Source organism: Methylobacillus sp. MM3, from assembly GCF_001645185.1.
Lineage (GTDB): Bacteria > Pseudomonadota > Gammaproteobacteria > Burkholderiales > Methylophilaceae > MM2.
On record NZ_LXTQ01000001.1, the window covers coordinates 23,733 to 49,216 of the forward strand.

Below are 25,484 nucleotides of genomic sequence, written 5' to 3' on the forward strand. Positions count from 1 at the left end.
GATTATTTCAGGATGACGCGCACCGATTTCACATGCGCATGCGCTTCTTTCTTGCCTGTCGGGTAATAACCGAAATACACCAATGCCAGGCCGGTAATATCTTCGCATTTCACACCGAGTACGCTGCCGGTATCCATCAAATCTTCTCCCGCCGGCGTTTTCTTGCGCGGTGAACCCATCAGCCTCCCGACGGACACGCCTTTGCGATTGTGCATGGCAAGATGATAGCTGACGCCATCCCAGCCAATGTTCATGCGATTGGAGATGGTGACCTTGACGGGACAATCGCCGACGGATGTTGGCGATTTCTTTGCGATCTCGATTACCGCCAGCGTGCCCTTGCTGTCCGAAATACCTCGTCCGCCACCGCAGCCTGCCACTAAAAGTGCAGCCAGAATTGCAAGCGCTGGTTTGGCAATTGAAAACAAACGGTTCATCATGATGTTTCCCGAAAGTGAAATCGTGCCCATTGTAAGCCCGAGAATAGCCATAAAGAAAATAGCCTAGCCGGAGCCTATCATGACGCTCATGAATCAACTCGACATTCAAGGCCTTCTGTTCGATCTCGATGGAGTGCTCTATATCGGATCCCAACCGATAGAGGGCTCGGCGGATGCGGTGGCCTCCGTGCGATCCAGCGGCATACCATGCCGTTTCATTACCAATACCAGTACCTTGTCGCTTGGCTCGCTGGCCCGCAAGATCAATGCCTTGGGCTTTGCAATTCCTCCTGAAGAAATCATCAGCGCGCCGCAAGCTGCAGTTCGTTATCTGCGAGGGATGGGCAGCCCGACTTGCCGTCTGTTGCTGGCAGAAGATGTCAAAAAGGATTTCGCGGAGTTCCGGCAATCGGACACCGAAGCCGAGGTGATCGTCGTCGGCGATATCGGCAATGCCTGGAGTTACGATCTCCTCAATGAAGTTTTCAATTGCCTGATGCGCGGGGCGAAACTGATCGCGATTCACAAGAACCGATTCTGGCAGACGGAGCAGGGCTTGCAGATGGATATCGGTGGCTTCGTTCACGCGCTCGAATATGCCAGCGGCGTGAAAACTACCATCATCGGCAAACCTTCCATCGATTTTTTCCAGATTGCACTGGACGATATGGGCCTGACGGCCGATGCCGCTGCCATCATCGGCGACGATATCGATTCCGACATCGGCGGCGGACAGCAGGCCGGCCTGAAAGGCATCCTCGTCAAAACAGGGAAATATCGACAGACGTATGTGGAGGCATCATCCATACGTCCCGATATTTTGCTTGATTCGGTTTGCGATTTGCCGGTTGCATTGGGATTACGACCCTCCCCGGCGGGGAGGGTGGCTGGATATTAATTCCAGGTGTGAAGAATGCTGCGTGCCTGACCGTCTTTCTGCGTTTGCAGAATGTTTACCAATTGGCCGCCGTATTGTTTCGTCGTTCCATTATCCGTTGGACCGGTCGCTTGCCACTTCGCGACGGCAATGGTCAGATCGCCTTCCTGGCGGACGCTGACCAGATCGATCTTGTGATCCTTGAACCCGGCCTTGAACAGCCCGCTCCAGAATTCCTGGATGGCGGCAGTACCCTTGACGGTCGTTCCCGTCGGCGGCACCAGTGTTGCGTCCGAGGTGTAGAGCGCGGCTAGGGCTTCTGCGTTGGCGGCATTGAAAGCCGCATTCCAGGCAGCATTGCCTTCAGTCACTTTTGCCTCGATGGTATCACCCGCATGCGCGGCGCCTGCCAAGGCAACCAGTCCGGCTACAGCTGCGGTTTTGATATGGGATATTTGATTCATGACAACTCTCCTGATTAAGTTAGACAACAAATAGATAGGGCCCTAACTATATGGGCAAAAACTCAAGCGGCGCCTAATAGATCGACGCGGCTACCGACGTTACTCAGCATTTCCATCAAAAGCTGGCGATGATCTTCCGATAATTCTTCCATCACGCGCGCAACGCGGCTGTAATAGTCGGGCATCACTTCATCCAGGCGTTGCTGGCCTTTTTCCGTGAGGCGGACGTTAAGCATGCGCCTGTCGTCAGGGTTGGGGATGCGCTCGATCAACTCGGCACGCTCCAGGCTATCGAGAAGACCGGTCATGGTGGCGCGCGTGACGCCTGCCTTATCCGCCAGAACGGAAGGGCTGGCCGTCAGGTTCTGTTCGCGCATCAGCAAGATCAATACCCACCACCGGCCTTGCAACAGGTCGTGGCGTGCGAGGCAGGCATCCAGGTTTTCGATCACATCGCTCGCAACCCGCAGCAGCATGAGAAAAGTCTGTACTGCAGACACATCCATTTCAGCGTAGCGGTCGGCGAAACGCTGGAGGGTGTCGTACTTCGGCAGGTCTTTAAGTAATAGCATGAGTTGATTATAAGGATGCTAACTAGTTTGTCAAGCCTTGAAAACATTAGGGCTTTTAATGGCGGCAAAAATGTTAAAATCGCGCCTCCATGAAATTCGTAACCAACTATCAGGAATCAACATGAGCCAAATCACCATCGAACACAACCCGAGCGAAGCACGTCTTAAGGAACTGGGTGTTTCCAGCTGGAACATCTGGGAAAAGGAAGTTTCCAAGTTCCCCCTGGATTTCGGCATCAAGGAAACCGCCTATGTTCTGGAAGGCGAAATCCTTGTAACCCCCAAGGGCGGCGAAGCCGTTCGCATCGTTCCGGGCGACCTGGTTGTGTTCCCGGCTGGCCTCGACACCCAGTGGGAAGTCGTCAAGCCGCTGCGCAAGCACTACAAGCACGGTTAATTCGGGCTTCAAACAGTGTGTTGAAAAGGCATCTTCGGATGCCTTTTTTATTGCCTGTTATTCATGGACATGGACTGCAAACTTTTGGTCATGCCGTGGTTCCAAAATGAATGCGCGCTGCGCCACCGGGACAAAAAGCATGATACGAATTGCCTATCAAGCCTCGCATGAGCAATTTCCTCCATCCCAATTACTCAAGTTTGTCGCAATGGCAGAGAGGGAAGGATTCGATGCCATTCATTCTTCGGATCATTTCCATCCGTGGAGTGAACGTCAGGGTCATGGCGGGTTTTCATTCGCATGGCTGGGGGCGGCAATGCAACAGACTTCATTGCCTTTCAGCGTGGTATGTGCCCCCGGCCAACGTTACCATCCTGCAGTAGTGGCGCAAGCCGCTGCTACCTTAAGCGAAATGTTTCCCGGACGTTTTCATCTCAATCTCGCCAGCGGCGAGGCTATTAACGAAAGCATTACCGGCGAACAATGGCCACCCAAGGATGAGCGCAATGCGCGCCTGCTGGAATGCGTGAATGTCATAAGGCGATTGCTTGTGGGAGAAACATTGACGCATCGGGGACGGGTTACGGTGAAGCATGCCCGCCTTTATACTTTGCCAGCTGCTCCTCCTTTGCTTTTTGGCGCGGCAATGTCGAAGGATACCGCCGCCTGGATGGGCGCATGGGCTGATGGTCTGGTGACGGTCTGTCAGACGCCGGAAAAACTCAAGGAAATCATGGATGCATTTCGGCATGGGGGAGGAGAAAGCAAACCGGTGCACGTAAAGCTGGACGTTTCCTATGCGCCCGATGAGAGGGAAGCCCTCATGGGGGCTCATGATCAATGGCGTACCAATGTCTTTAGCAGCCTGATCATGGCCGATATTGCACAAGTTGCCCAATTTGAAGAGCTGGCAAAAAACATCACGCCCGAGACGATGCGGCAGCATGTCATCGTGTCATCCGAACCGCAGGTTTACGTTGAACGAATAGGCGAAATTGCCGCGCTTGGAGTCGATACCATCATTCTTCATAACGTTAACCGTAGCCACGAAACTTTCATTGAGACATTCGGCAAGTTTGTTCTGCCCCGAGTCAGGCAACTTTCATCCTAGTTTCTTTTATCTGCGTGCAACCATGTGTAGCCGTATGCCTTGAGGGTAACATCGCCATTTTTGAAATGATGTGTTTCCACACTACAAAACATCGGTGTCCAGCGTTTTTGCGATGTATCGAATGCCGTGCGTTCGAGTTTTACAACTTCGTCGGATAAATTGTGCAGGAATATCAATAACTCGTTATTCCATTCGATGGTATGAATAAGAACGGCAGGGTGGCCGTTACGGATGACCCTGAGTTTTCCCAGGCCGATTTCCGGGCAGCGCTTGCGGATGACGATCAGCCTTTGCAGCCAATTGAGTAGCGAGTCCGGCTCGCGTTGCTCCTTGTACATGTTCACTTCGCGATAACCGTATGGGCCATCCTCGATGATTGGATGCACGGGCGTATGGCGTTCATTCGTGGTAAAGCCGGCATTGGAATCATCCGACCATTGCATCGGAGTGCGTACGCTGTTACGGCCTTCCAATGCAAGGTTATCGCCCATGCCAAGCTCTTCTCCGAAGCGGATCAAGGGCACGCCGGGTTGGCTGAACATCAGGCTGTAGGCCAGTTCCAGCATCTTTCGGTTGCCATGGAGCAAAGGAACCAGTCGGCGTCGTATGCCCGACTCATAGATGCGCATGTTTTCATCCGGTGCAAATCGTTCGAATATCCGCTCGTATTCCTTTTTCTTGAGTAGCTTCAATGTCAGTTCGTCATGATGCCGCAAAAAGCTCAGCATCTGGTTCTGACTCATCGGGTCAATGCGGGGCATCGCGCGCAGGGCTTTTTGCAGTGGGGCCGCCTTTTCGGTTGCCAATGAGAGAAACAGGTATTGGTTGACGTAGAAGTTGTAGCCCATGTGCATGCCGTCTTCATCATTGACGAAGAGCACGAGATCCTTGGGCTCGAGATTGGTTTCGCCGATCAGGATGGCCTCGCTCTTGCGTACGGCGACGAACTCGCGCATTTCCTGCAGATATTCGAAATGTAGCCGGGGCTCCGCCTCCTTTCCATAGCCGTCGATCAGATATTTCACTCCATCGACGCGGAAGCCGGCCACTCCCAGTCGCAGCCAGAATCCCATGATGTGCAGGATTTCCTCTCGTACGGCCGGGTTGACCAGGTTGAGGTCCGGTTGCTCCTCGTAGAAATGGTGCAGGTAGTACTGATGGGCTGTGTCGTCATATGTCCAGACAGTTTGAACCTCGCCTTTGAGTACCAGGTGTTTCTGGTCGAAGCGTAAAGGCGCATCGGACCATACATAATAATTCCGGTAACGTGAAGACTTATCCTTGCGAGCTTCCTGAAACCAGGGATGGTGAATGGAGGTATGGTTTACCACCAGATCGACAATGATGCGAATGCCGTAATGATCGGCCTTGTCCATGAGTTCGGCAAAGTCGCCCAAGGTGCCGAGGCGGGGATCGACACTGTAGTAATCGATGACATCGTAGCGATTGTCACGATCAGGCGAGGGAAAGAAAGGCTGCAACCAGATGCAACCTACCCCAAGGCTGGCGATGTAATCGAGGCGCTCGATCAGGCCCGGAAGATCGCCGTAGCCATCGTCGTTCGAATCATAAAAGGTTTCAATGTCCAGCGAATAGAAAACCGTATTCTTGTACCAATAGAAAGACATGGCTCGCGCTTCAATGGACAGCGTAAGCCATGGTCGTCATCAACGCATTTTCGCTTTGCCGACTGTCGAGCCGGGTATGTTGCACCACGATAGGCACATCCGACACGAGCACGCTTGCGTAGTCGATCCCGAATGGAACAGGCTCCGGGTCTTTCAGATTGTTGAATCGCAAATGCAGCGTGCGCCGTGCAGGAACGACCACTTTGTACGGTCCGGCAGGCTCGCGATTTGAAAAGTAGACCATGATTTCGATGTGCGCCTCGCTGTCGCCAGTATTGAGTATGCATGCTGTTTCATGGCTTTCGAATTGAGGAGCAGGGCCATGCCCGTAGGGTGGAATGTAACCTTCGGCGATAGCCCATACTTTCTTTCCGATGGCTTCCATGCGACGCTCCTTTCCAATGTGAAAACAATCGTATGATTCATCGCCATCGGGAAAGTTACATCAAGAGCACTGAAAGACGTTAAATCCATAACAAAAGGCCAGCGAAATGCTGGCCTTTGCATGATTCCGGTGTTTGGGAAAATCAGGTTTTTCTGGATTTTGCAGGAGTCGCCGATTTGGCGGATGCAGATGCAGTCGTGGCCGGTTTCGGGCCGTCAGGCTTTACGGCTGCAGTTTTCTTGACGGTTTTTGCAGGCGTTTTGGCCGCGATTTGAGGAATAGCCTTTTCTTTTGTGCCTTGTTTGATCTTGGCAGGTTTTTCTTTCTCTTCTGTTTTAACCTTTGCCTTGATCTCCTGCTTGCCGGACTCTTTCATGGAGTGCATTTTTTCACGCCATTCATTCAACTGCTCGTCTTCGATTTCAAGCTGGATCGCCAGAGCTTCAGCCACGCTCAATTTGTCTTTCTCCAGCCTGCGAGGCAGTTTTCCGGTCATCCGCGATAAAAGGCGTTCCTGTTCTTCCGCAGACAGAAGCAGCGCTTTTTCAAGGTATTCCGGTTTACTGATTTTCACGATGGCTCTCCAATATATGTATTTGTCAGAGAGGCAATTTAATGGGTAACCCGATTCTCGTGTGTTACATATTTATGACAAATATTACAGACGCGGCTGATCTGCTCAGGCCATTGCAGGAATTATTCTTGTATGGTCATGTCTTTAATTCGATATTCGAAACGAATTGCAATCAGGAGGAGTCATGCTGCCCAAGCGTATCGGAGGCGCGGCCGCAGTCGCATTTTGCATATTATCGATCCATCATGCGGCCCATGCCGATGAAATCAGAATGAAAAATGGCGACGTCATTACCGGCAAAATCATCAAAAAAGAATCCGACAGGATAATTTTCAGAACGACATACGCGGGCGATATTCCCATTCAGTGGTCGGAAGTGGCTAACCTGGTCTCGGAACAACCGCTCCATGTCGTGCTTTCTGATGGCACCAGCTTGCATGGCGTCATGGTGGAAGCCGATCCGGGCAGTGCCAGGATGGAGTCCGTAAAAGTCCAGGATGAGCTGGAGAACAGGGAACTGCCTGTGCAGGAGCTGCCGGAAGCGAGTTTCGATCTGACCAGCACCAAATATCTCAATCCCACGCCCGACCTGACTGGCGAGGGCATCCGCTGGTCGGGCAATATCAATGCGGGTGCCACATTGACGAACGGCAATAGCGAAACGAAGCAACTCCGCTTCGATGCAGAAACCATCGCGCGTGCATTGCGCCAGCGCTATACCGTCGGCGGGCAGTTCAATCGTGCTGAAGATCGTGGGCGAAATACCCTGTTTAACAGCCGCGCGAATGCAAAGTATGACTATTTCTTTTCAAGAAAATGGTATGCCTACTCCAATGCCACTCTAGAAAACGATCGTTTTCGCGATCTCCGGCTAAGGAGTACTGTCGGTGCCGGTAGCGGTTACCAGATATTCGAAACGCCCAATCTGAATCTGTCGCTTGAAGGCGGCCTTAACTACATCAAGGAGGATTACTATGAGGCCGAGGATGACGGCTATCCGGGCATACGGTGGGCCACCAAATACGATCAGTTGTTCTTTAACGGGAAAACCAGGTTTTTTCACGAACACGAAGTGCTGATCGGGTTGAAGCAAACCAACCAGACACTGGTCTTTTCCAAAACCGGTTTCCGGTTTCCATTGCTGTTCGATTTCAATGCCACGGCGCAATTCAACTTCAACTGGGATAGCACTCCGGCGGAAGGCAGCGAGCGCGAGGACTCGACTTTGCTGTTTACCCTGGGATACGGCTGGTAAGGCGCAATAAAAAAGCCAGCAAAACTGCTGGCTTTTTGCTGGCTGAGAGATGGCTTACGTCAGCAGCGGATGCATCCATATGAACAGTACCTGGTTTTGCGACTCTGCCGATCTTGCCAAGGCGGAAATTTCCGCCAGCAGGGATTGCACTTCCTCAACCGGCAAGTCGCTTATTTCAAACTCCTCGGTTGCGATCAACTCTTCACCTACAATTTCCAGCGCTTCTTCTTCAAGCGCAGCCAGCTTCTCCGTCAACTCATCCGGAACCCGCAGCACGACCGGGCCGTCCTCGCCCACATAGTAAACCGGCTCATAGCCATAAACCGCGTCTTCGATACCATCGCCGGTAAGCAGGCAGTGCAGGGTGATGAATTTTGCCTTGTCGATGTCGCGGGCTTCTATGCCATTCCATTCATCGACCGGATGATTCGACTCGCCGATGGCCTCGGCATCCTCTTCATCCGCGCTGACGATATTTACCAGAATTCCCATGGTGTTCTTTGCAAATTGAAGTTGGTGAGGAGTGAATCATACCGCCACAGTAATGGAGGGTGGAATTGAAAACGGCCCACATCGCTGTGAGCCGTTTTCTGATTTGGCTCCCCGACCTGGGCTCGAACCAGGGACACACGGATTAACAGTCCGTTGCTCTACCGACTGAGCTATCGGGGAATATATCGGATTTTTTGGTTGGCTCCCCGACCTGGGCTCGAACCAGGGACACACGGATTAACAGTCCGTTGCTCTACCGACTGAGCTATCGGGGAATCAAGAAAGCCGCAATAATACTGACTCGTAGCCACTCGGTCAACCAACACAATAAATAAAATGGACACGAAATTTAAAAAAACTTTCCTTGCGATTTTCGTTGTTTTTATAGTACTTGCCCTTGTCCCATTCCTGATACCCATGGGGGCCTATATTGCCCAGATCGAGCAGGCCGCATCGCAGAAACTCGGCGTGCCGGTCAAGATTGCATCCCTGCATTTTGCGGTGCTGCCGACCCCTCGCGCCAACGTCAAAGGCCTTGTTGTCGGCAACAATGAAGACATCCGCGTAGCTGACGTTGCGGCGGTGCTCGATGTCACCACATTGTTCGATGACGTGCGCGTGGTTTCCAGACTGGATGTCGACGAGCCTGTGCTGAAACAATCTGCACTTGCGCTGCTGGGCGCCATCGCCGCAAGGCAGGGCGAAAGCAGCGGACCGGCGCCGGTCGAGTTGCGGCGCATCGTGGTGGCTGGCGCCAGGATTGAAATGGACGGCATGAATCTGCCGACGATGGATGCCGATATCGCCCTGGCTGCCGGCGGCAAACTTGAGAAAGCATTGCTGACCGGCAGCGAGGGTAAGCTCAGCATCGATCTCGTACCCAAGGACGCAGGCTATGCCGCCGAGATCAAGGCTGAAAAATGGACGCCGCCGGTTGGCCCCAGGCTTGTTTTTGACAAGCTCACGGCCAATCTCGAATACGCAGGTTCGACACTCAAGTTCCCGCAGGTCGAGGCATCACTCTATCGCGGCAGCCTGATCGCCTCCGGAAAGCTGGATTGGAAGAAAAACTGGCGCCTCTCCGGCAGCATCAAAACCAATGGTATCGAACTCGGTGACGCGACCAGACTATTTACCCGGACAGTGAAAGTTACTGGTCGCATTACCGGCAACGGAAAATTCAGCAGCACCGCCAATACCCCCGGAAAATTTGCCGATGCGATGATGCTTGATTACAAATTCAGCGTTACCGACGGCGTGCTTTACGGCATGGATCTCGTCAAAGCCGCCAGCTTGCTGATTCGTCAAGGCATGACAGGCGGTGAAACGCGCTTCGACGAACTTGGCGGCACGCTCTACACGCGCGGAAAACAGGTCGAAGTGCGCCCGGTGCATATCGTCTCGGGGCTGCTGGCGGCAGACGGGCATGTCAAAGTCATGCCGGACAAATCGCTCAGCGGAAAAATCGACGCGGATATCAAGAAAGGCATCTCGTTGGTGACGGTACCGCTGGTGATTTCCGGCACCATGGATAGCCCAATGGTATTGCCGACCAAGGCTGCTCTGGCTGGCGGCGCGGCGGGCACGGTGCTGATGGGGCCGCTGGGTACGGGGCTGGGCGTCAAGGCCGGATCGGCACTGGATAAACTGTTTGGCGGTGGGGAATAGGCAATAACGTGAAGACACGCAATTCGCCAATTACCGGGAAAACATTGAATAAACCGCGCTTCCGATGGTCTGTCTCAGACATGGATTGAATGTTTATTGATTCAGACTGATCGAAAATCTCCAGCAGCTTGCATCTTCACAAGCCCGATGGATGAACAGTAAAGGCAGCTTGATGAAGCACTCTTTGTTCGAAATGCTAGGCAATGATTATCCTTATGCGCTGGAGGAAAAGTTTGACCGTATCCTGATGAATATAGAGAAGTTGTGGGGAACGCCGGCCATTGACGACTATTTCGACGATCTGATCATCGATAAGCGCGGAGGAAGGCAGGGTTTCCCCAAGGATGTCCTGGATGACATTCTCAGGCTACGACAATTTTACCGAGCAGAGACATTCAGAAAAGCCGACGAGAAGGAAAGGGCGCTCGCCGAACTGAAAAGGCTTGGAATTCCGCTGACCAAAGAAGAGTTCCTGAACGCGGTAGAGGCGGGGGACCGCAAACTGGTCGATCTCCTCATTCAAAGCAATCTCAATATTCACGTTACTAATAACAACGGCGAATCCCCTCTTCTCATTGCGATCAAGAAAGGGTTTACGGTCATTGCAAACATGTTGATCAAGGCGGGTGCCGAAGTAAACGAATATGACAAGATGGGTGAAACGCCCCTGTTGTTGACATGCGGAAAGAAGACCGAAGGATATAAGTCCATCGCAGAAAATCTGATTATTAGAGGGGCGTATATCAATGAGCGCGATCGTAACGGATATACCCCGCTAATGCTGTCGATCCTGGCGGGGACGAATGAGATCACAGAACTGCTGATTGAAAAGAATGCCGATATCAAGGCAGGCACGCGTAGCGGAATAACGCCGCTTTCACTGGCGATGGATGCGGGCAATGCACCAATTGTCGAACTGCTTTTGAGCAAGGGTTTGACACCTTAAACCCTGCGATGCAGGGCTTTTTTATATCCCCCTCTTTTTTCCTGGCTGGAATCTATTGATTCTATGCGCCGATGGGACAGGTAATGGATCGAAATTGAAATAATTTTGTCTATTACTAACAAGTAGTTGCAACTTACCCACACGTTAAACATTAGCCGATTACGAAAGGCTACTATGAAACGAATAATGATGGGGTTGCTGGCACTTCTGTTAATGCCCAGCTTTGGTTTGTTGGCTCAGACTCCGGACATTGAGTGGGAAACGCTCAATGGGGAAGCGATGTTGCTCTACAAGCAAGGTAACTACGATAATGCGATGGCCACGATAAAAAAATCCTTGCAAGTGGCCGAGCGGGGCGGGCCTGATCATCCCAATGTTGCGACGAGCCTGAATAATCTTGCGGCACTGTACAAGGCCAAGGGTCAATATGCGGATGCCGAGCCGCTCTATCAACGTTCGCTGGCAATCCGGGAAAAGGCTCTTGGGGTGGAGCATCCCCTTGTCGCCCAAAGCCTGAACAACCTTGCGGCGCTTTATCATACGCAAGGCCGATACGCGCAGGCGGAGCCGCTTTACAAGCGTTCGCTGGAAATCAGGGAGAAGATTCTCGGCCAGCATCATCCCGATGTGGCGCAAAGCCTGAATAATCTCGCGGAGCTCTATCGCACCCAAGGGCAATATGGGCTGGTGGAGCCGCTTTATAAACGCTCGCTGACGATTCTGGAAAAGGCCTTCGGTCCGCATCATCCTTATGTGGCGCAAGGGCTGAACAACCTGGCGGCGCTCTATGATACCCAGGGGCGGTACGCGCTGGCCGAACCGCTCTACAAGCGCTCGCTGACGATCAGGGAAAAGGCTTTCGGCCCGGATCATCCCGATGTGGCCGCCACCCTGAATAACCTTGCCACCCTGTACAAGAATCAAGGCCAATATGTACAGGCGGAGCCGCTTTATAAACGCTCGCTTGCAATCCTGGAGCAAGCCTTCGGCCCGGATCATCCTTTCGTGGCCCAGAGCCTCAATAATCTGGCGGAGATGTATCAGACCCAGGGTAAATACGCACCTGCCGAACCGCTCTACAAACGCTCGCGTACAATTCTCGAAAAGGCCTTCGGCCCGGATCATCCCAATGTGGCTACGAGCCTGAACAATCTCGCAGCGCTGCACAAGAATCAAGGCAGATACGCAGAGGCCGAGCCGCTTTACATGCGCTCGCTGGCGATCCTGAGAAAATCCCTGGGGCCGGACCATCCTTCTGTGGCCCAGAGCATGAGCAACCTCGCGGAGATGTATCACACGCAGGGCAGATACGCAGAGGCCGAGCCGCTTTACAAGCATGTGCTGGCGATCCGCGAAAAAGTGCTTGGTCCGGACCATCCGGCCGTGGCCGCAACCCTGAACAACCTTGCGGCGCTCTACAAAGCCAAGGGCCAGTACGCGGAGGCCGAGCCGCTTTACATGCGTTCATTGACCATTCTGGAGAAGTCCCTTGGTCCGGATCATCCTGCTATCGCGACGACCCTGAATAATCTCGCCACATTGTATAAAACCCAGAGCAAATACGCCGAGGCGGGGCAGCTTTATACACGTTCGCTGGCTATCCTGGAAAAAGCTTACGGCCCGGACCATCCTTCTGTAGCCGCGAGCCTTGAGAATCTGGCAGCGGTTTATCGGAAAATCGACCGGGAAAATGAAGCGGAAGAGCTGGAAAAGCGAATCACCGCAATCCGGGTAATCAAGCCGTGATGAAACGTCAGTCGAGCCTGGACTCGGCTTGAGTCAGCGTCCGGTTTTCGAGACTGCGCATTAAAAACAAAAGCCCCGCAATGCAGGGCTTTGTCATTCCGGTGTATTGCTTATTAAGCCAGGGCTTTTTCGATACGGTCCAGCGCGCTCTTCAGGTTTTCCATCGAAGTTGCAAACGAGATGCGGAAGTAGCCTTCGGCACCGAATGCCGAACCTGGCACGACAGCGACGCCAACCGTTTCCAAAAGATAATCGGACAGCGCCAGGTCGGTCGCTTCCTTGATCTTGCCTTCCTTGTGCAGCTTGGCGATGGCTGCGCGCGCATCGGGGAAGGCATAGAATGCGCCGCCGGCCTTGATGCACTTGAGGCCGGGGATTTCATTGAAGCGATTGACCACGAACTCGTGGCGCTCGCGGAATGCCTTGAGCATCGGTTCGATGCAGCCCTGGTCACCTTCCAGCGCGGCCTGCGCGGCGACTTGTGAAATCGAGGTCGGGTTGGACGTGGACTGCGATTGCAGGATTTCCATGGCCTTGATGATCTTGGCCGGGCCCGCAGCGTAGCCGATGCGCCAGCCTGTCATGGAGTAAGCCTTGGAAACGCCATTGAGCACGATGGTACGGTCTTTCAGCTCTGGCGCGGCGTTGAGGATATTGACGAACGGCTTGCCGGTGAGGTTGACGTGCTCGTACATGTCGTCGGTGGCGATCAGCACGCGCGGGAATTTCTTAAGCACTGCGGCCAGTGCCTGCAACTCTTCCAGCGTATACACCGAACCGGTCGGGTTGGACGGCGAGTTGATGAAGAATAGCTTGGTTTGCGGGGTAAGTGCCGCTTCCAGCTGCGCGGGCATCAGCTTGAAATCCTGCTCTATGCCGCATTCGACGATGATGGGCTTGGCCTCGGCAACGATGCCGATGTCGGCATACGACACCCAATAGGGCGCGGGGATGACCACTTCATCACCGGCATCCAGCACGGCCAGCGCCAGGTTGAAGATGCACTGCTTGCCGCCCACGCCGACGATGACTTCGTTGACGGTATAGTCGAAGCCGTTCTCGCGCTTGAATTTGTCGACTATGGCTTTCTTCAGGCCGGGAATGCCGCCCACCGCGGTGTATTTGGTGAAGCCGTTGTCGATGGCTTTCTTGGCCGCATCCTTGATGTGCTGCGGGGTATCAAAATCCGGTTCGCCGGCGCCGAGGCCGATGATGTCGCGGCCTTCGGCCTTCAGTTTTGCGGCGCGCGCGGTAACGGCGAGGGTGGGCGATTCCTTGATGGCTTGAACGCGGCGGGAGAGTTCCAAAATCGTGGTCCTTGAATTAGGGCAAAATTATTGCGATTTTACCGGTAATTCAGAAGCTGATAAAGAATGAGGCCTTGATATTTAAGGCCTCATTGATCAATTCTTAACAATTGACGTCGCATCCGACCGCCTTATTGAATTCCGCCGCCATCTCGCTATCGATTTTGGTCAGTTTGGTACTCACGTTGTGCATTTCTTCACGATCGCCTCGCTGCGAGGCAAAAACGCCCAAACGGTAGAGCGCTTCGCTATGTTTCGGGTTGATCGCAATGGCCTGGCGGTAAGATTTCTCGGCATCGCCCGGCTGGTCAAGGCCTTCCTGCGCCGTGCCCAATTCGTACCATGCTTCGGCATTGTCAGGTTCAGCCTCAATCCAGTGACGGCTGATTTCCTGCAGCCTGACCCAATCGTGATTCAATTGCGGCAGCGCTACCTGCATGAAGAAAGGCTTTTCCTCATCCGGCAATTCCCAGAACGCCTGTCCGGTAACGGGCAGTTTGCTCTGCGCCGGCTGTATTTCGGCTTCTTTCAACCACTCAATGGGAATCGCGTAGAAGTAGGCGGCCCGGCCCGGCGTCTTGAAAGTATTGATGCCAATCAACCGGCCCTGGCCGTCGAACAGCGCACTGCCGCTGGCGCCCAGGCTGAAACGGGCGTTGGTGCGCACAACATTGCCACCCTCGTAAGGATAGAGCGATTTTATCTGGCCGCGCGAAGCAAGCGGGGCGGGCACGCCATTGGAGTGGCCGATGGCGATGACTTCGTCGCCCTTGGCGAGCTCGGCGGTACTGCCCAGGGGAGCCGGCTGGGCCTGCAGGCGGTCGGTATTCAGCAGACATAAATCATGCATCGCATCGACCCGCACTGATACAATCGCGGAGGCTTCTTCGCCTTGCGAAACCCAGGCTTGATTGGTCTTGCGCAACACGTGGCAGTTGGTGACGACCTTGTTGTCGCCGATGACGACGCCCGAGCCGTAAGCCAGGCTACCGTCCTGGTTGTATCCACGTACCAGAACGATCGAAAAGAAAACTCGCATCATGGATTGCTGGTCGAATGCATTTGCCGCCGGCGACAAAAGTACAGCCATGAGAATCACAAGAATCCGATACACGTTGTTTATCCTTTGATGGGTCGATCGCGGCGCGTTTTATGAACCCAAGGCCAGCATGAGAAATGACCCAGGCCGCGAAACATTAGTTCCAGGATGGAAATGTCGAATTTAACGAATAGCACCCCACCGCCGGAGATCGTCACTTACCCCGGCAGCCGTTACGAGCTGCACCAGCTTTTCCCTCCTGCGGGCGACCAGCCGGCAGCTATCGAGCGCCTGACCGAAGGCTTGCGCCAGGGTATGAAGTATCAGACGCTGCTGGGCGTGACCGGTTCGGGCAAGACCTACACCATGGCCAATGTGATCGCGCGTCTTGGGCGGCCGGCCATCGTGATGGCGCCGAACAAGACGCTGGCGGCACAGCTCTACTCTGAATTCCGCGAGTTTTTCCCCAACAACGCGGTTGAGTATTTCGTTTCTTATTACGATTATTACCAGCCCGAGGCCTATGTGCCGTCGCGCGACCTGTTCATCGAGAAGGACTCCAGCATCAACGACCATATCGAGCAGATGCGCTTGTCGGCTACCAAGTCGCTGCTGGAACGCGAAGACAGCATCATCGTTGCCACTGTTTCCGCGATCTACGGCATCGGGGACCCTGGCGAATACCACGGCATGGTGCTGCATATCCATAATGGCATGAAGATCAGCCAGCGCGACGTGATCATGCACCTGACGCGCATGCAGTACGACCGCAATGAATTCGATTTTGCGCGCGGCACGTTTCGCGTGCGCGGCGATGTGCTAGATGTGTTTCCGTCGGAAAACAGCGAAACAGCCGTACGCATCAGTCTGTTTGATGATGAAATCGAATCGATTACGCTATTCGATCCACTCACGGGGCAGATTTATAACAAGATCCACAATTTCCGTATCTTTCCTTCCAGCCATTACGTCACGGCGCGGGAGGCGACCCTGCGCGCCATGGAAACCATCCGGCAGGAGTTGCGGGAGCGCGTGGATTTTTTCATCAAGACCAATAAGCTGGTCGAGGCGCAGCGTATCGAGCAGCGCACTCGCTACGATCTGGAAATGCTTAACGAGATCGGCTTCTGCAAGGGCATCGAGAACTACAGCCGGCACCTGACCGGGCGCGGAGTGGGCGAGCCGCCGCCGACGTTGATCGATTATTTGCCCAAGAACGCGCTGATGATCATCGACGAATCGCACGTCACCGTGCCGCAGATTGGCGGCATGTACAAGGGCGACCGCGCGCGGAAGGAAAACCTCGTCGATTACGGTTTCCGCCTGCCGTCCGCGCTGGATAACCGGCCGCTGCGCTTCGAGGAGTTCGAGAAGGTGATGCGCCAGTGCGTGTTCGTTTCCGCGACGCCTGCCGATTATGAAGCGACGCACCAGGAGCAGGTGGTCGAGCAGGTGGCGCGCCCAACCGGCCTGATCGACCCGGAGATCATTGTCAAACCGGCCGATACGCAGGTGGACGATCTATTATCGGAAATCAAGCTGCGCGTGACCGACCGTGAGCGCGTGCTGGTCACGACGCTAACCAAACGCATGGCGGAAGATCTGACGGATTATCTTGCCGAGCACGGCATCAAGGTGCGTTACCTGCACTCGGATATCGATACGGTGGAGCGCGTGGAAATTATCCGCGACCTGCGCCTGGGCGAATTCGACGTGCTGGTCGGCATCAACCTGCTACGCGAAGGATTGGATATTCCCGAAGTCTCGCTGGTTGCCGTGCTCGATGCGGACAAGGAAGGCTTCCTTCGTTCCGAACGATCACTGATCCAGACCTCCGGCCGTGCTGCGCGTAATCTGAACGGCAAGGTGATCTTCTACGCCAACCGTATCACGCGCTCGATGAAATTGGCGATGGACGAAACCGAACGCCGTCGCAAGAAGCAGATGGCATTCAACGAAGCCAACGGCATCACGCCGCGCGGCGTGGTCAAACGCATCAAGGACATCATCGATGGCGTCTACGATGCCGAGGCGGGCAAGAAGGAACTCCAGGCTGCGCAGACCTTTGCCAATTACCATGCCATGAACGAAAAGCAGGTAGTGAAGGAGTTGAAGCGCCTGGAGAAGGAAATGCATGACGCCGCGAAGAACCTGGAATTCGAGAAAGCAGCCAAATTGCGCGACGAATTGAAAAACCTGCGTGCGCAGTTCTATGGCGCGGAGCCGCCGGACGCGACCTGATTTGTGGTTTACCACCTCAGAAAGCGAAGGCCGGCGGCGACCGTGACCAGCTCCTCGCCGGGCTGAGCGAAATGTCGGTCCCGTGCCGCCTGCCCCGATCGGCAACACAATCTACACGATGCCCGCAACGTGTTCTTGACCTCGCAGCCCTTGCCATCGTGTCACCTTAAGCAGTAACGACGCGATGGCCCGGCCTGAAACCATGCATCCTGGCCGACCAGACCACGGACAGGCCGAACAGCGCGAGCATCGCCAGCGCCCAGGGAAAGGACGCCGGCCCGAATCGCTCCAGCATCACGCCGCCGACCACACCGCCGCCCGCCACCGCCAGATTGAAGACCGTCACCAGCATGGATTGCGCCACGTCCGCGCCATCCCCCGCCGTGTCGGCCAGCGCGGTTTGCAACAGAGTCGGTGCGCCGCCGAAGGTCAACCCCCATGCCGCGATGCCCAGCAGCACAACAATGGCAGAGCCGCCGGAGAACCCCAACACCAGCGCGGCGACAGTGAACACAGCCAGGCTCAGCAAGGTCAGCATGCGCAGCCCGCGATCCACCAGCAGGCCGGTGATCCATATCCCCACGATGGAAGCTACACCGAACAGCAGCAGCACGGCATCCACCCGCTGCCCCAGCCCCACCGATGCGAGGAAGGGCGCGATGTAGGTGTAGAGGATGTTGTGCGCCAGTATCCAGGCGAACAGCGCGAGCAGTACCGGACGGATGCCCGGCAGCAGAAAGATGCGACGGATCGGCAGGCGCTGCCTGGCCGATTGCCCCACGAAATCCGGCACCGCCAGCCGCACCCAGGTGAATAGCAGCAGCGACAGCGCCGACATGATCCAGAACACGCCACGCCAGTCGAACAAGGTGCCCAGCCAAGTACCCAGTGGTACCCCGATAGCCAAGGCGATAGGTTGACCGACGCCAGCCACCGCCAGCGCGCGCCCCTGTAGATGGTGCGGCACCAGACACCGCGCATAGCCTGCCAGCAGCCCCCACACCACGCCGGCCGCCATGCCGGCGACAAAGCGCGCAGCCAGGGTCAGCCCATAGTGGGCGGACAAGGCCGTGACGGTGTTGAACACCAGCAGCCCGCCGATGGCCAGCAGGAACAGCGGCCTGCGGTTCCAACTGCGTGTGGCGGCGATGACCGGGATCGCCGCCAGCACCGAACCCAGCGCATAGAGCGTCACCAACTGGCCCGCCAGGGCTTGGGACACGCCCAAGCCCTGGCTGATCTGCGGCAGCAAGCCGGCCGGCATGGTCTCGGTCATGATGGCGAGGAAGCCGGCCATCGTGAATGCCAGCAGCTTCCATAGCGGAAGCCCTTCGGCAGTTGCCGCAGGCGCTGCCGCTGCGGAGTTTTCGTTTTCTAGGATGCTCATAGGGTCTTGTTCTCTTGAATGTCAGGCGAGGAAGGACGCGGCCATGTCTTTGTCGCCGTGTCCGGCTTCCAGCGCACGTTCGAAGCGCTTGAGGCCGGCCTGTGCCGCATCCACCTGCACCCCGGCTTGGGCGGCGGCATCGACCACCAATTGGGAATCCTTCACCGCATTGGCGATGGAGAAACTGGCGGTGTAGTTGTCCGCCAATATGGCGGCGGCCTTGGCCTGGAAATAGCCGCTGTCCATCGGGCCGCCCGTGACCGCATCCACCAACAGCGCCGGATCGACTCCCAGCCCCTTGGCAAGCGCCAGGCTTTCGGCAAGGCCGTGGGTCAGCGCAAAGGCCCAGCTGTTGAGCGCGAGTTTCAGGCGGCTGCTGGTGCCCGCTTGCTCCGATACCCACAAGGTGCGCTTGCCGATGGCATCGAAGACCGGTTGAACGACTTCGCGCTGGGCGATGGGGCCAGAGGCCAGGATGATCAGTTGCGCCAACTCGGCTGGCTGGCGGGTGCCCTGCACCGGAGCGTCATAGAAGATCAGACCATGCTGTTCGGCCAATGCTGCCAGGGCATCGATTCCCTCGATGCCAACCGTGCTTAGTTGCAGCCAGACGGCCCCCTTGCCCAAAGCTGGTGCCGCAGCCTGTATGGCCTGCTCGACGCTAGGGCCGTCCTTGAGCACGGTCACGATGATGTCGGCACCGCGTACCGCATCGGCCGGGTTGTCGAATGCTTGGATATCGTCATTCGCCAGGGCATGCGCTTTGGCGGCGGTGCGATTCCAGGCATGCACCGTGAAGCCCCGCTTGCGCAGGTTGCGCGCGACAGGGGCGCCGATCAGGCCTGTTCCGAGAACGGCGATGGTGGGTTGTTTGTCAGTGCTCATGATGAATTCCTTTGAAGATGGAATGGTTGATGAAAGAGTTTTTAATGGGAACGATCATTCCAATTTAAGCCAAACAAAAACCCGACACCTCCGCGCACGGTTGCGCGCGTGGTGGCCGGGTCTGTCGCTATAGCGTACCGAGTGCCACGTCGATCACGTCCAGCAGGCACTGGCGGCGCTGCGGGGCAGGGCTGCCTTTGCTCAGCACCCGCATCCCCTGCATGGTGCTGACGAAGAAACGTGCCAGCGCACGCGGATTCTTCTCGGCAGCTATCTCGCCTGATTGCTGTCCCCGCGCGATCAGCTTCGTCAGCGCCTTCTGCAGGCGCTGGAAGTTGTGGCCCACTAGTTCGGCGACCGCTTCGTCACGGCCTGCGAGCTCCAGCGTCGCGTTGGCAACGAGGCAGCCGCGCCGCTGCGGGTCGCCCAGTTCATCCTCCACGATGCGCATCAGCAGTTGCCGGATCAGATCCTTGACGGCGCCAGGACCCGCCAGCAGTTCCACGTTGGCCGTGGTCACGGCTTGATAGCGGCGCAGCGCCTGCTGGTAGAGCCCTTGCTTGTTCTCGAAGGTGCTGTAGAGGCTGCTGCGGGACAGGCCAGTGCCTTCGACCAGATCCTGCACCGAGGTGGCGGCATAACCACGCGCCCAGAACACGCGCATGGCGGCATCGGCGATGTCGTCAGGTTCAAATTCCTTGGTTCGCATGGCAATTCACTTAATTGGAATGATCGTTCCTGATAATGTACGATCTGACTTCGGCAGCGTCAAGAACATTGGATAATATGGGAGAGGTTCTTGCCGGCCCTTATGGTGTTAAGCCTGTGGCGTAGTCCAGTGAACCTCGGTGTTGGAGTCATCGTGAAATAAAAAGCCCCGCACAAGGCGGGGCTTTTTATTTCGGAATCTCTTCCGGTTTACTTCTGTGTTTCCACCATCACCAAGGGCTCTTCGGCGGCCTGTGTTTCGGCCTTCTTTTGCCACGGAGCCGGGCCGGATTTGCGTTTGGGCACTTCCGGTTCTTCTACGGCAGCAACAGGCGCCGCCGCAGCCTTGGTTTCGACCATTTCCAGGCCGCTAGCTGCAATATCGGCCACTACGATGGGAGCTGGGGCAGCTGCACGTGCGGGCTTGGTTTTCGCCGCGGCCGGGGCTGCAGCTTCCGTAATCTCGACAGCCGGTGCTTCCTCGACAGGCGCAGTAGCAACGGGAGCTTCTGTAACAGCTTGTACGGCCTCCTCGGGAGCGGCGGCTTCTTCGGTCTTGCGGCGACGCGGTGCACGCGGCTTTCTTTCCGGTTTCGCGGGTGCAGCAGCTTCTTCGGCTGCTTCCGGAGCTTCGCTCACCGTCTCTGCGGCCGGAGCTTCGGCGATAACTTCCACCTTTTCCTCCGCGGCAGGTTCGACTTTCGCAGGAGCTGGCGTCAGTTCCATTTCGGTCTGGATCGCCGGGGTATCGACGACCAGGATAGGCGCGTCGCTAATCGGCTCTTCCAGAGCCGGCACTTCGGCAGTAGCATCCAACGGCTTGCGTTCGCGTGCCTCGCGCGGCGCACCGTCGCGTTGACGGTCGCGACCGCCACGTCCGCGGCGGCGGCTGCGTTGCGCTTGCTCGCCACCCTCGACGGCGCCCTCAGCGACTGGGGCTTGCGGAGCCGGAGCGCGTTCGCGTTCGACCTTCTCAGGCTTGGGGGCTGCTGCCGGCTTTGCTTCCTGTTGCGGGCGCACCGGGCGTTCTGCACGCTCCGGACGACCTTCAGCCTGCCGCTGTTCGGCACCGCGATTGCGTTGCTGTTCAGGACGGCTGCCGCGATCACCACGTTCGGCGCGTTCGCCGCGATTGCGATCTGTGCGCTCGTTGCGGTTGCGCTCGTTACGGCGTCCGCCTTCGCGCTTACGCGGCTCGGGCGTCGCAGCAACTTCTTCCGGCTTGGCGCTGATACTGCTCAGCCATGTGCGGATACGGCCAAATAGCGAGGCCTTGGGTGTCACAACCGGTTCGGGTTCGCGATGGATGGGGGCGGGAGCGGACGGGGTGATGCCCTTGACCGCTGCTTCCAGGCGCACATGCTCGGGCTTCTGCGCCACGGTGCCGGTTTCCTCGATCTCGGAGATCAGTTCCACCAATTCATAGCTCGCCTTGCTCTCATCGCTTACGTCATCGTGGCGCAGGCGCACGATCTTGTAATTCGGCGTTTCGAGGTGAATGTTGGGGATCAGTACGACCTTGACGCCCATGCGCTGCTCAATGGAGTGAATTTCCGAGCGTTTTTCATTGAGCAGGAAGGTTGCGGCCTCGACCGGCAATTGCACCTGAATGACAGCGCTGTTTTCCTTCATCGCCTCTTCTTGCGTGATGCGCAGGATGTGCAGCGCGGTGGATTCGATGCCGCGGATGTGGCCGGTGCCATGGCAGCGCGGGCAAGGGATGTGGTTGGTTTCACCCAGCGACGGACGCAGGCGCTGGCGTGACAGTTCGAGCAGGCCGAAACGGGAAATCTTGCCGGTCTGAACGCGGGCACGGTCGTAATGCAGCGCGTCGCGCAGGCGGTTTTCCACTTCGCGCTGATTGCGCTGGCTTTCCATGTCGATGAAGTCGATCACCACCAGGCCGCCCAAGTCGCGCAGGCGCAGCTGGCGTGCAGCTTCGTCGGCCGCTTCGAGGTTGGTCTTGAATGCGGTTTCCTCGATGTCGCTGCCGCGGGTGGAGCGGCCGGAGTTGACGTCGATGGAAACCAGCGCTTCGGTGTGGTCGATGACGATGGCGCCGCCGGAGGGCAGGCGCACTTCACGTGCGAACGCGGTTTCGATCTGGTGTTCGATCTGAAAGCGCGAGAACAGCGGAATCTCGTCGCGATACAGTTTGACGCGCGACACGTTGGCCGGCATCACGTGGTTCATGAACTGCAGCGCCTGCTCGTGGATTTCCGGCGTATCGATCAGGATTTCGCCGATGTCGGGCTGGAAGTAGTCGCGGATCGCGCGGATCACTAGGCTGCCTTCCTGGTAAATCAGGAACGCGCCCTTCTGGATGGTGGAGGCACTTTCGACAGCGGTCCACAATTGCAGCAGGTAGTTGAGGTCCCACTGCAGTTCTTCGAGATTGCGGCCGATGCCGGCAGTGCGGGCAATGACACTCATTCCGGAAGGAACTTCGAGTTGGGAGATCAGGTCGCGCAGCTCGTTGCGGTCTTCACCTTCAATGCGGCGAGAAACACCGCCGCCGCGCGGATTGTTCGGCATCAGCACCAGATAGCGTCCTGCAAGGCTGATGAAGGTGGTGAGGGCCGCGCCCTTGTTGCCGCGCTCGTCCTTGTCTACCTGAACGATCAGTTCCTGGCCTTCGCGCAACGCTTCCTTGATACTGGCACGGCCGTCGGCGCCATCCTGAAAGTAACTGCGAGCGACTTCCTTGAACGGCAGGAAGCCATGGCGATCGGTGCCGTAATTGACGAAACAGGCTTCGAGCGAAGGCTCGATACGGGTGATGACGCCCTTGTAGATGTTGCTCTTGCGTTGTTCCTTGCCGGCGTGCTCGATGTCGAGATCGATCAGTTTTTGCCCATCGACAATCGCGACGCGCAGTTCTTCTTCCTGCGTCGCATTGAATAACATGCGTTTCATTTAGTTCTTCTCCCGCGCTCTTCAGCGGGCGTGCAGGGCAAGCCGCGGTTAGGCGGCAGGTGGGAAAAGGAAGTGACGTCTGGCGAAAATCCGGGCAACCGCGCTGCACACGCAAACTCAACGACCAGAAGCTCTCTTGGGTTAAAGAGATCATTCCCTGTTGAATTTTACTTAAAATCAGTTCGTTAAATTAATGAGTTAACGTAAAACTTGAGTATCGGGTGCGGTTTTATGTCCGGTGAAACAGTCTTTTCGATTACAATTCCGTCAAATTCGGTTTCCCGCCGCGCGGCACTTGAGCCTATCCGGTGCGCGGCAGCTTTGAGCGCTATTTACCTGAATTCAGCCCTCCCGCTCGTCGCTGGTGCGAACGTATCCCGCACAGGGAGAAGGTGGATGTCTTCAGAAACTTCCAAAGCCGCTTCTTGTTGCCTCACGAGAGGCATATGGTGAGCGGCATTAACCAGAAATCCTTTTTGCTTTTAAAAAGCAAGCCCATAGTATAGGTGAGATGAACGATTTAAGCAAAGCAGCCGTGAGCCTAGTCACGGTGGATGAAAGCGGCGAAGGACAACGCATCGACAACTTTCTCGCACGTCATCTGAAAGGAGTTCCAAAAAGCCATATCTACCGGATATTGAGGAGCGGAGAAGTGCGCGTGAACAGCAAGCGCGTCGATGCGACCTGCCGTCTCGTGATCGGCGATATGGTGCGTATTCCACCGGTACGGACGGCAGCTCCGGCACCGAAGCCGGATGCGCCGGCTACTTCGAAATTCGAAGGTCACGTGATTTTCGAGGATGAGGCGTTATTGGTAATCGATAAGCCAGCTGGCGTGGCCGTGCACGGCGGTAGCGGCATTAGCCGCGGCGTCATCGAGCAGTTCCGGCTGGAGCGGCCACAAGCAAAATTTCTGGAGTTGGTGCACCGTCTGGATCGCGAGACTTCCGGCGTCTTGCTGCTTGCCAAAAAACGCAGTGCGTTGGTTGCCCTGCACGAGGCCATTCGCAACAATGCCATCGAGAAGCGGTATCTGATGCTGGTTTGCGGCGTCTGGAAGGACAAGAAGCGCAAGGTGAAGCTGCCGCTGAAAAAATATACGCTGGAAAGCGGTGAGCGGCGTGTCAGCGTGGACGATGACGGGCAGCCGTCCGAGACCATCTTCCATTTGCGCGAAAACTTCGGCGAATTTACGTTGCTGGAAGCGGAGCTGATTACCGGACGCACGCACCAGTTGCGCGTGCAGTTGCAGCACCTCGGATTTCCCATTGCCGGCGATGACAAATACGGGGATTATGCTTTCAACAAGGAACTCGCCAAGCGCGGGCTGAAACGCATGTTCCTGCATTCGGCGGAGACCGTGATCCGCCATCCTGTCAGCGGCGAGTCATTGAAATTGACGGCGCCGTTGCCGAAAGAGCTCGCTAATTTCCTGAAAAACTTGAGTAAAACTGTACCACATGCCGAAGCAATTTGATCTGATCGTGTTCGACTGGGATGGAACCCTGGTCGATTCCACTCACGCCATTGTCGAATCCATACTCGGGGCCGCCGAGGATGCCGGATTGCCTTTGCCGACCGAGGCCGCAGCACGCGGCATCATAGGCCTGGAACTGCATGCCGCGATTGCTACATTGTTTGAAGGTATTTCCGAAGAGCAGGTGCGTTTCGTGGCAGAGCGATATCGCTACCATTTCCTGGTGCGCGACCATGCCATTCCCATGTTCGAAGGTGTTGCCGAGGCGATAGAGGAGTTGGCGGAGGAAGGCTTCATGTTGTCAGTCGCGACCGGAAAGACGCGCCGCGGACTGGACCGCGCGATGACGACTACCGAATTGCATCCGCATTTTCTTGCCAGTCGCTGTGCGGACGAATGTTTTTCCAAACCGCATCCGCAGATGCTGCATGAAATCATGGATGAACTGGGCGTCATGCCCGAGCGTACGCTGATGATAGGCGATACCTCCTATGATTTGCAGATGGCAAGCAATGCAGGCGTGAGCAGCCTGGCGGTTTCCTATGGTGCCCAGCCATTGGAAAACCTGCTGGAACATACGCCCTTGGCCCATTTTGACCGTTTTACTAAACTTCACCAATGGCTGATAATCAACGCTTGATTTGCGCCAGCGAGGCGCTGCAGGAAAAAGGCCGGGGTATACGCTTCCCGATTCCCGAACGGGGCGAACGTACTTCGGGTTTTGTCGTGCGATATGGCGGCAGGCCGTATGCGTTCATCAATCAATGTGCGCATGTGCCGGTGGAGCTTGACTGGCAGGAGGGCGATTTTTTCGACCTTACCGGCCATTACGTTATTTGCGCTACACATGGCGCTCATTACGAACCGTTAACGGGCCGCTGTGTGATGGGACCATGCAAGGGCCGCTCGCTTCAGCCCTTGCCGATCGAAGAGCGCGACGGAAACATCTATCTGATTCTGGAAAACTGA

General features: G+C 56.1%; 24 protein-coding genes and 2 tRNA genes. 11 read left to right on the plus strand and 15 right to left on the minus strand.

The window, feature by feature from the left end:
• Positions 1-2: 2 nt before the first annotated feature.
• On the minus strand, positions 3-440 hold the full coding sequence (locus A7976_RS00115) for a hypothetical protein (RefSeq protein ID WP_131800969.1): 438 nt from the start codon (positions 438-440) through the stop codon (positions 3-5).
• An 88-nt stretch (positions 441-528) separates the two neighbouring features.
• Here A7976_RS00115 and A7976_RS00120 point away from each other — a divergent pair, with 88 nt between their 5' ends.
• Positions 529-1,338, plus strand: coding sequence for a TIGR01458 family HAD-type hydrolase (locus tag A7976_RS00120; RefSeq protein WP_067107150.1), 810 nt, complete (start codon positions 529-531; stop codon positions 1,336-1,338).
• On the opposite strand, the gene A7976_RS00125 is transcribed toward A7976_RS00120, so the two are convergent.
• Entirely contained in the window at positions 1,335-1,781 is a 447-nt protein-coding gene (locus A7976_RS00125; RefSeq protein ID WP_082877897.1) for an SgcJ/EcaC family oxidoreductase, read from the minus strand. The two genes, A7976_RS00120 and A7976_RS00125, sit on opposite strands and share 4 nt — an antisense overlap.
• A 62-nt stretch (positions 1,782-1,843) precedes the next feature.
• Positions 1,844-2,353 (minus strand): MarR family winged helix-turn-helix transcriptional regulator, encoded by a 510-nt coding sequence (locus tag A7976_RS00130; protein ID WP_067105586.1) that lies wholly within the window; start codon positions 2,351-2,353, stop codon positions 1,844-1,846.
• A 121-nt stretch (positions 2,354-2,474) separates the two neighbouring features.
• On the opposite strand from A7976_RS00130, the gene A7976_RS00135 reads away from it, so the two are divergent.
• Together A7976_RS00135 and A7976_RS00140 are read left to right on the plus strand one after the other, a co-directional pair.
• Positions 2,475-2,750, plus strand: a complete 276-nt coding sequence (locus A7976_RS00135) for a cupin domain-containing protein (RefSeq protein ID WP_067105588.1) — start codon at positions 2,475-2,477, stop codon at positions 2,748-2,750.
• 106 nt (positions 2,751-2,856) lie between these two features.
• The gene (locus A7976_RS00140; protein WP_205633419.1) at positions 2,857-3,861 is read left to right on the plus strand and encodes a TIGR03885 family FMN-dependent LLM class oxidoreductase; all 1,005 of its coding nucleotides are present in this window, start codon (positions 2,857-2,859) and stop codon (positions 3,859-3,861) included.
• Here the strand turns inward: A7976_RS00140 and A7976_RS00145 are convergent.
• The 3 genes from A7976_RS00145 to A7976_RS15445 form a co-directional block, all read right to left on the minus strand.
• Entirely contained in the window at positions 3,858-5,489 is a 1,632-nt protein-coding gene (locus A7976_RS00145; protein ID WP_067105592.1) for an alpha-amylase family protein, read from the minus strand. The genes A7976_RS00140 and A7976_RS00145 overlap by 4 nt on opposite strands.
• A gap of 10 nt (positions 5,490-5,499) precedes the next feature.
• Positions 5,500-5,874 carry a sensory rhodopsin transducer gene (locus tag A7976_RS00150; protein ID WP_067105594.1) on the minus strand — a complete coding sequence of 125 codons (375 nt, stop codon included), beginning with the start codon at positions 5,872-5,874 and terminating at the stop codon, positions 5,500-5,502.
• 142 nt (positions 5,875-6,016) lie between these two features.
• Positions 6,017-6,325, minus strand: coding sequence for a hypothetical protein (locus A7976_RS15445; RefSeq protein ID WP_371440589.1), 309 nt, complete (start codon positions 6,323-6,325; stop codon positions 6,017-6,019).
• Positions 6,326-6,632: 307 nt separating this feature from the next.
• Here A7976_RS15445 and A7976_RS00160 point away from each other — a divergent pair, with 307 nt between their 5' ends.
• Positions 6,633-7,703: a YdiY family protein gene (locus A7976_RS00160; protein ID WP_067105598.1), complete on the plus strand. Its 1,071-nt coding sequence runs from the start codon at positions 6,633-6,635 to the stop codon at positions 7,701-7,703.
• Between the two features lie 54 nt (positions 7,704-7,757).
• Here A7976_RS00160 and A7976_RS00165 read toward each other — a convergent pair whose 3' ends face one another.
• The 3 genes from A7976_RS00165 to A7976_RS00175 form a co-directional block, all read right to left on the minus strand.
• Positions 7,758-8,195 carry a hypothetical protein gene (locus A7976_RS00165; protein ID WP_067105600.1) on the minus strand — a complete coding sequence of 146 codons (438 nt, stop codon included), beginning with the start codon at positions 8,193-8,195 and terminating at the stop codon, positions 7,758-7,760.
• A gap of 104 nt (positions 8,196-8,299) precedes the next feature.
• Positions 8,300-8,375: transfer RNA gene (locus A7976_RS00170), tRNA-Asn, on the minus strand.
• A 19-nt stretch (positions 8,376-8,394) separates the two neighbouring features.
• Positions 8,395-8,470 (minus strand) — tRNA-Asn (locus A7976_RS00175).
• Between the two features lie 61 nt (positions 8,471-8,531).
• Between A7976_RS00175 and A7976_RS00180 the strand changes: the two genes are divergently transcribed.
• The 3 genes from A7976_RS00180 to A7976_RS00190 all read left to right on the plus strand — a co-directional run bounded on the left by A7976_RS00180 (position 8,532) and on the right by A7976_RS00190 (position 12,555).
• Entirely contained in the window at positions 8,532-9,863 is a 1,332-nt protein-coding gene (locus A7976_RS00180; protein ID WP_131800970.1) for a hypothetical protein, read from the plus strand.
• Between the two features lie 172 nt (positions 9,864-10,035).
• Complete coding sequence (locus A7976_RS00185; RefSeq protein WP_067105604.1) at positions 10,036-10,809, plus strand: ankyrin repeat domain-containing protein; 774 nt, start codon at positions 10,036-10,038, stop codon at positions 10,807-10,809.
• Positions 10,810-10,983: 174 nt separating this feature from the next.
• Complete coding sequence (locus A7976_RS00190) at positions 10,984-12,555, plus strand: tetratricopeptide repeat protein (protein ID WP_082877898.1); 1,572 nt, start codon at positions 10,984-10,986, stop codon at positions 12,553-12,555.
• Positions 12,556-12,668: 113 nt separating this feature from the next.
• Here the strand turns inward: A7976_RS00190 and A7976_RS00195 are convergent, their stop codons facing one another.
• The gene (locus A7976_RS00195) at positions 12,669-13,862 is read right to left on the minus strand and encodes a pyridoxal phosphate-dependent aminotransferase (protein WP_067105608.1); all 1,194 of its coding nucleotides are present in this window, start codon (positions 13,860-13,862) and stop codon (positions 12,669-12,671) included.
• 103 nt (positions 13,863-13,965) lie between these two features.
• Positions 13,966-14,952: a serine protease gene (locus A7976_RS00200; protein WP_067105610.1), complete on the minus strand. Its 987-nt coding sequence runs from the start codon at positions 14,950-14,952 to the stop codon at positions 13,966-13,968.
• Between the two features lie 123 nt (positions 14,953-15,075).
• On the opposite strand from A7976_RS00200, the gene uvrB reads away from it, so the two are divergent.
• Positions 15,076-17,142: an excinuclease ABC subunit UvrB gene (gene uvrB / locus A7976_RS00205; protein ID WP_067107156.1), complete on the plus strand. Its 2,067-nt coding sequence runs from the start codon at positions 15,076-15,078 to the stop codon at positions 17,140-17,142.
• Between the two features lie 166 nt (positions 17,143-17,308).
• Here uvrB and A7976_RS00210 read toward each other — a convergent pair whose 3' ends face one another.
• The 4 genes from A7976_RS00210 to A7976_RS00225 form a co-directional block, all read right to left on the minus strand.
• A complete protein-coding gene (locus A7976_RS00210) occupies positions 17,309-18,529 on the minus strand; it encodes an MFS transporter (protein WP_067105612.1) in 1,221 nt (406 codons plus the stop codon).
• Between the two features lie 21 nt (positions 18,530-18,550).
• Positions 18,551-19,414, minus strand: coding sequence for an NAD(P)-dependent oxidoreductase (locus A7976_RS00215; protein ID WP_067105614.1), 864 nt, complete (start codon positions 19,412-19,414; stop codon positions 18,551-18,553).
• Positions 19,415-19,541: 127 nt separating this feature from the next.
• Positions 19,542-20,123 (minus strand): TetR/AcrR family transcriptional regulator, encoded by a 582-nt coding sequence (locus tag A7976_RS00220; RefSeq protein ID WP_067105616.1) that lies wholly within the window; start codon positions 20,121-20,123, stop codon positions 19,542-19,544.
• A gap of 209 nt (positions 20,124-20,332) precedes the next feature.
• Positions 20,333-23,038 (minus strand): Rne/Rng family ribonuclease, encoded by a 2,706-nt coding sequence (locus A7976_RS00225; RefSeq protein WP_067105619.1) that lies wholly within the window; start codon positions 23,036-23,038, stop codon positions 20,333-20,335.
• 511 nt (positions 23,039-23,549) lie between these two features.
• On the opposite strand from A7976_RS00225, the gene A7976_RS00230 reads away from it, so the two are divergent.
• Genes A7976_RS00230 through A7976_RS00240 form a run of 3 tightly spaced genes read left to right on the plus strand, consistent with a single transcriptional unit; the run spans position 23,550 to position 25,484 of the window.
• A complete protein-coding gene (locus tag A7976_RS00230; RefSeq protein ID WP_067105621.1) occupies positions 23,550-24,515 on the plus strand; it encodes an RluA family pseudouridine synthase in 966 nt (321 codons plus the stop codon).
• A complete protein-coding gene (locus A7976_RS00235) occupies positions 24,499-25,155 on the plus strand; it encodes an HAD-IA family hydrolase (protein WP_067105623.1) in 657 nt (218 codons plus the stop codon). The genes A7976_RS00230 and A7976_RS00235 overlap by 17 nt, the downstream gene beginning before the upstream one ends.
• Positions 25,134-25,484 (plus strand): Rieske 2Fe-2S domain-containing protein, encoded by a 351-nt coding sequence (locus tag A7976_RS00240; protein ID WP_067107159.1) that lies wholly within the window; start codon positions 25,134-25,136, stop codon positions 25,482-25,484. Before A7976_RS00235 ends, A7976_RS00240 begins: the two co-directional genes overlap by 22 nt.

Bases quoted from the DNA above. Each gene is read 5' to 3' on its own strand.
- A7976_RS00150 (WP_067105594.1), bottom strand. From the start codon at position 5,874: ATGGAAGCCATCGGAAAGAAAGTATGGGCTATCGCCGAAGGTTACATT.
- A7976_RS00125 (WP_082877897.1), bottom strand. From the start codon at position 1,781: ATGAATCAAATATCCCATATCAAAACCGCAGCTGTAGCCGGACTGGTT.
- A7976_RS00160 (WP_067105598.1), top strand. From the start codon at position 6,633: ATGCTGCCCAAGCGTATCGGAGGCGCGGCCGCAGTCGCATTTTGCATA.
- A7976_RS00140 (WP_205633419.1), top strand. From the start codon at position 2,857: ATGAATGCGCGCTGCGCCACCGGGACAAAAAGCATGATACGAATTGCC.
- A7976_RS00230 (WP_067105621.1), top strand. From the start codon at position 23,550: ATGAACGATTTAAGCAAAGCAGCCGTGAGCCTAGTCACGGTGGATGAA.
- A7976_RS00215 (WP_067105614.1), bottom strand. From the start codon at position 19,414: ATGAGCACTGACAAACAACCCACCATCGCCGTTCTCGGAACAGGCCTG.
- A7976_RS00115 (WP_131800969.1), bottom strand. From the start codon at position 440: ATGATGAACCGTTTGTTTTCAATTGCCAAACCAGCGCTTGCAATTCTG.
- A7976_RS00135 (WP_067105588.1), top strand. From the start codon at position 2,475: ATGAGCCAAATCACCATCGAACACAACCCGAGCGAAGCACGTCTTAAG.
- A7976_RS00210 (WP_067105612.1), bottom strand. From the start codon at position 18,529: ATGAGCATCCTAGAAAACGAAAACTCCGCAGCGGCAGCGCCTGCGGCA.
- uvrB (WP_067107156.1), top strand. From the start codon at position 15,076: ATGTCGAATTTAACGAATAGCACCCCACCGCCGGAGATCGTCACTTAC.
- A7976_RS00185 (WP_067105604.1), top strand. From the start codon at position 10,036: ATGAAGCACTCTTTGTTCGAAATGCTAGGCAATGATTATCCTTATGCG.
- A7976_RS00180 (WP_131800970.1), top strand. From the start codon at position 8,532: ATGGACACGAAATTTAAAAAAACTTTCCTTGCGATTTTCGTTGTTTTT.
- A7976_RS00235 (WP_067105623.1), top strand. From the start codon at position 24,499: ATGCCGAAGCAATTTGATCTGATCGTGTTCGACTGGGATGGAACCCTG.
- A7976_RS00165 (WP_067105600.1), bottom strand. From the start codon at position 8,195: ATGGGAATTCTGGTAAATATCGTCAGCGCGGATGAAGAGGATGCCGAG.
- A7976_RS00130 (WP_067105586.1), bottom strand. From the start codon at position 2,353: ATGCTATTACTTAAAGACCTGCCGAAGTACGACACCCTCCAGCGTTTC.
- A7976_RS00225 (WP_067105619.1), bottom strand. From the start codon at position 23,038: ATGAAACGCATGTTATTCAATGCGACGCAGGAAGAAGAACTGCGCGTC.
- A7976_RS00240 (WP_067107159.1), top strand. From the start codon at position 25,134: ATGGCTGATAATCAACGCTTGATTTGCGCCAGCGAGGCGCTGCAGGAA.
- A7976_RS00200 (WP_067105610.1), bottom strand. From the start codon at position 14,952: ATGGCTGTACTTTTGTCGCCGGCGGCAAATGCATTCGACCAGCAATCC.
- A7976_RS00145 (WP_067105592.1), bottom strand. From the start codon at position 5,489: ATGTCTTTCTATTGGTACAAGAATACGGTTTTCTATTCGCTGGACATT.
- A7976_RS00120 (WP_067107150.1), top strand. From the start codon at position 529: ATGAATCAACTCGACATTCAAGGCCTTCTGTTCGATCTCGATGGAGTG.
- A7976_RS00190 (WP_082877898.1), top strand. From the start codon at position 10,984: ATGAAACGAATAATGATGGGGTTGCTGGCACTTCTGTTAATGCCCAGC.
- A7976_RS00220 (WP_067105616.1), bottom strand. From the start codon at position 20,123: ATGCGAACCAAGGAATTTGAACCTGACGACATCGCCGATGCCGCCATG.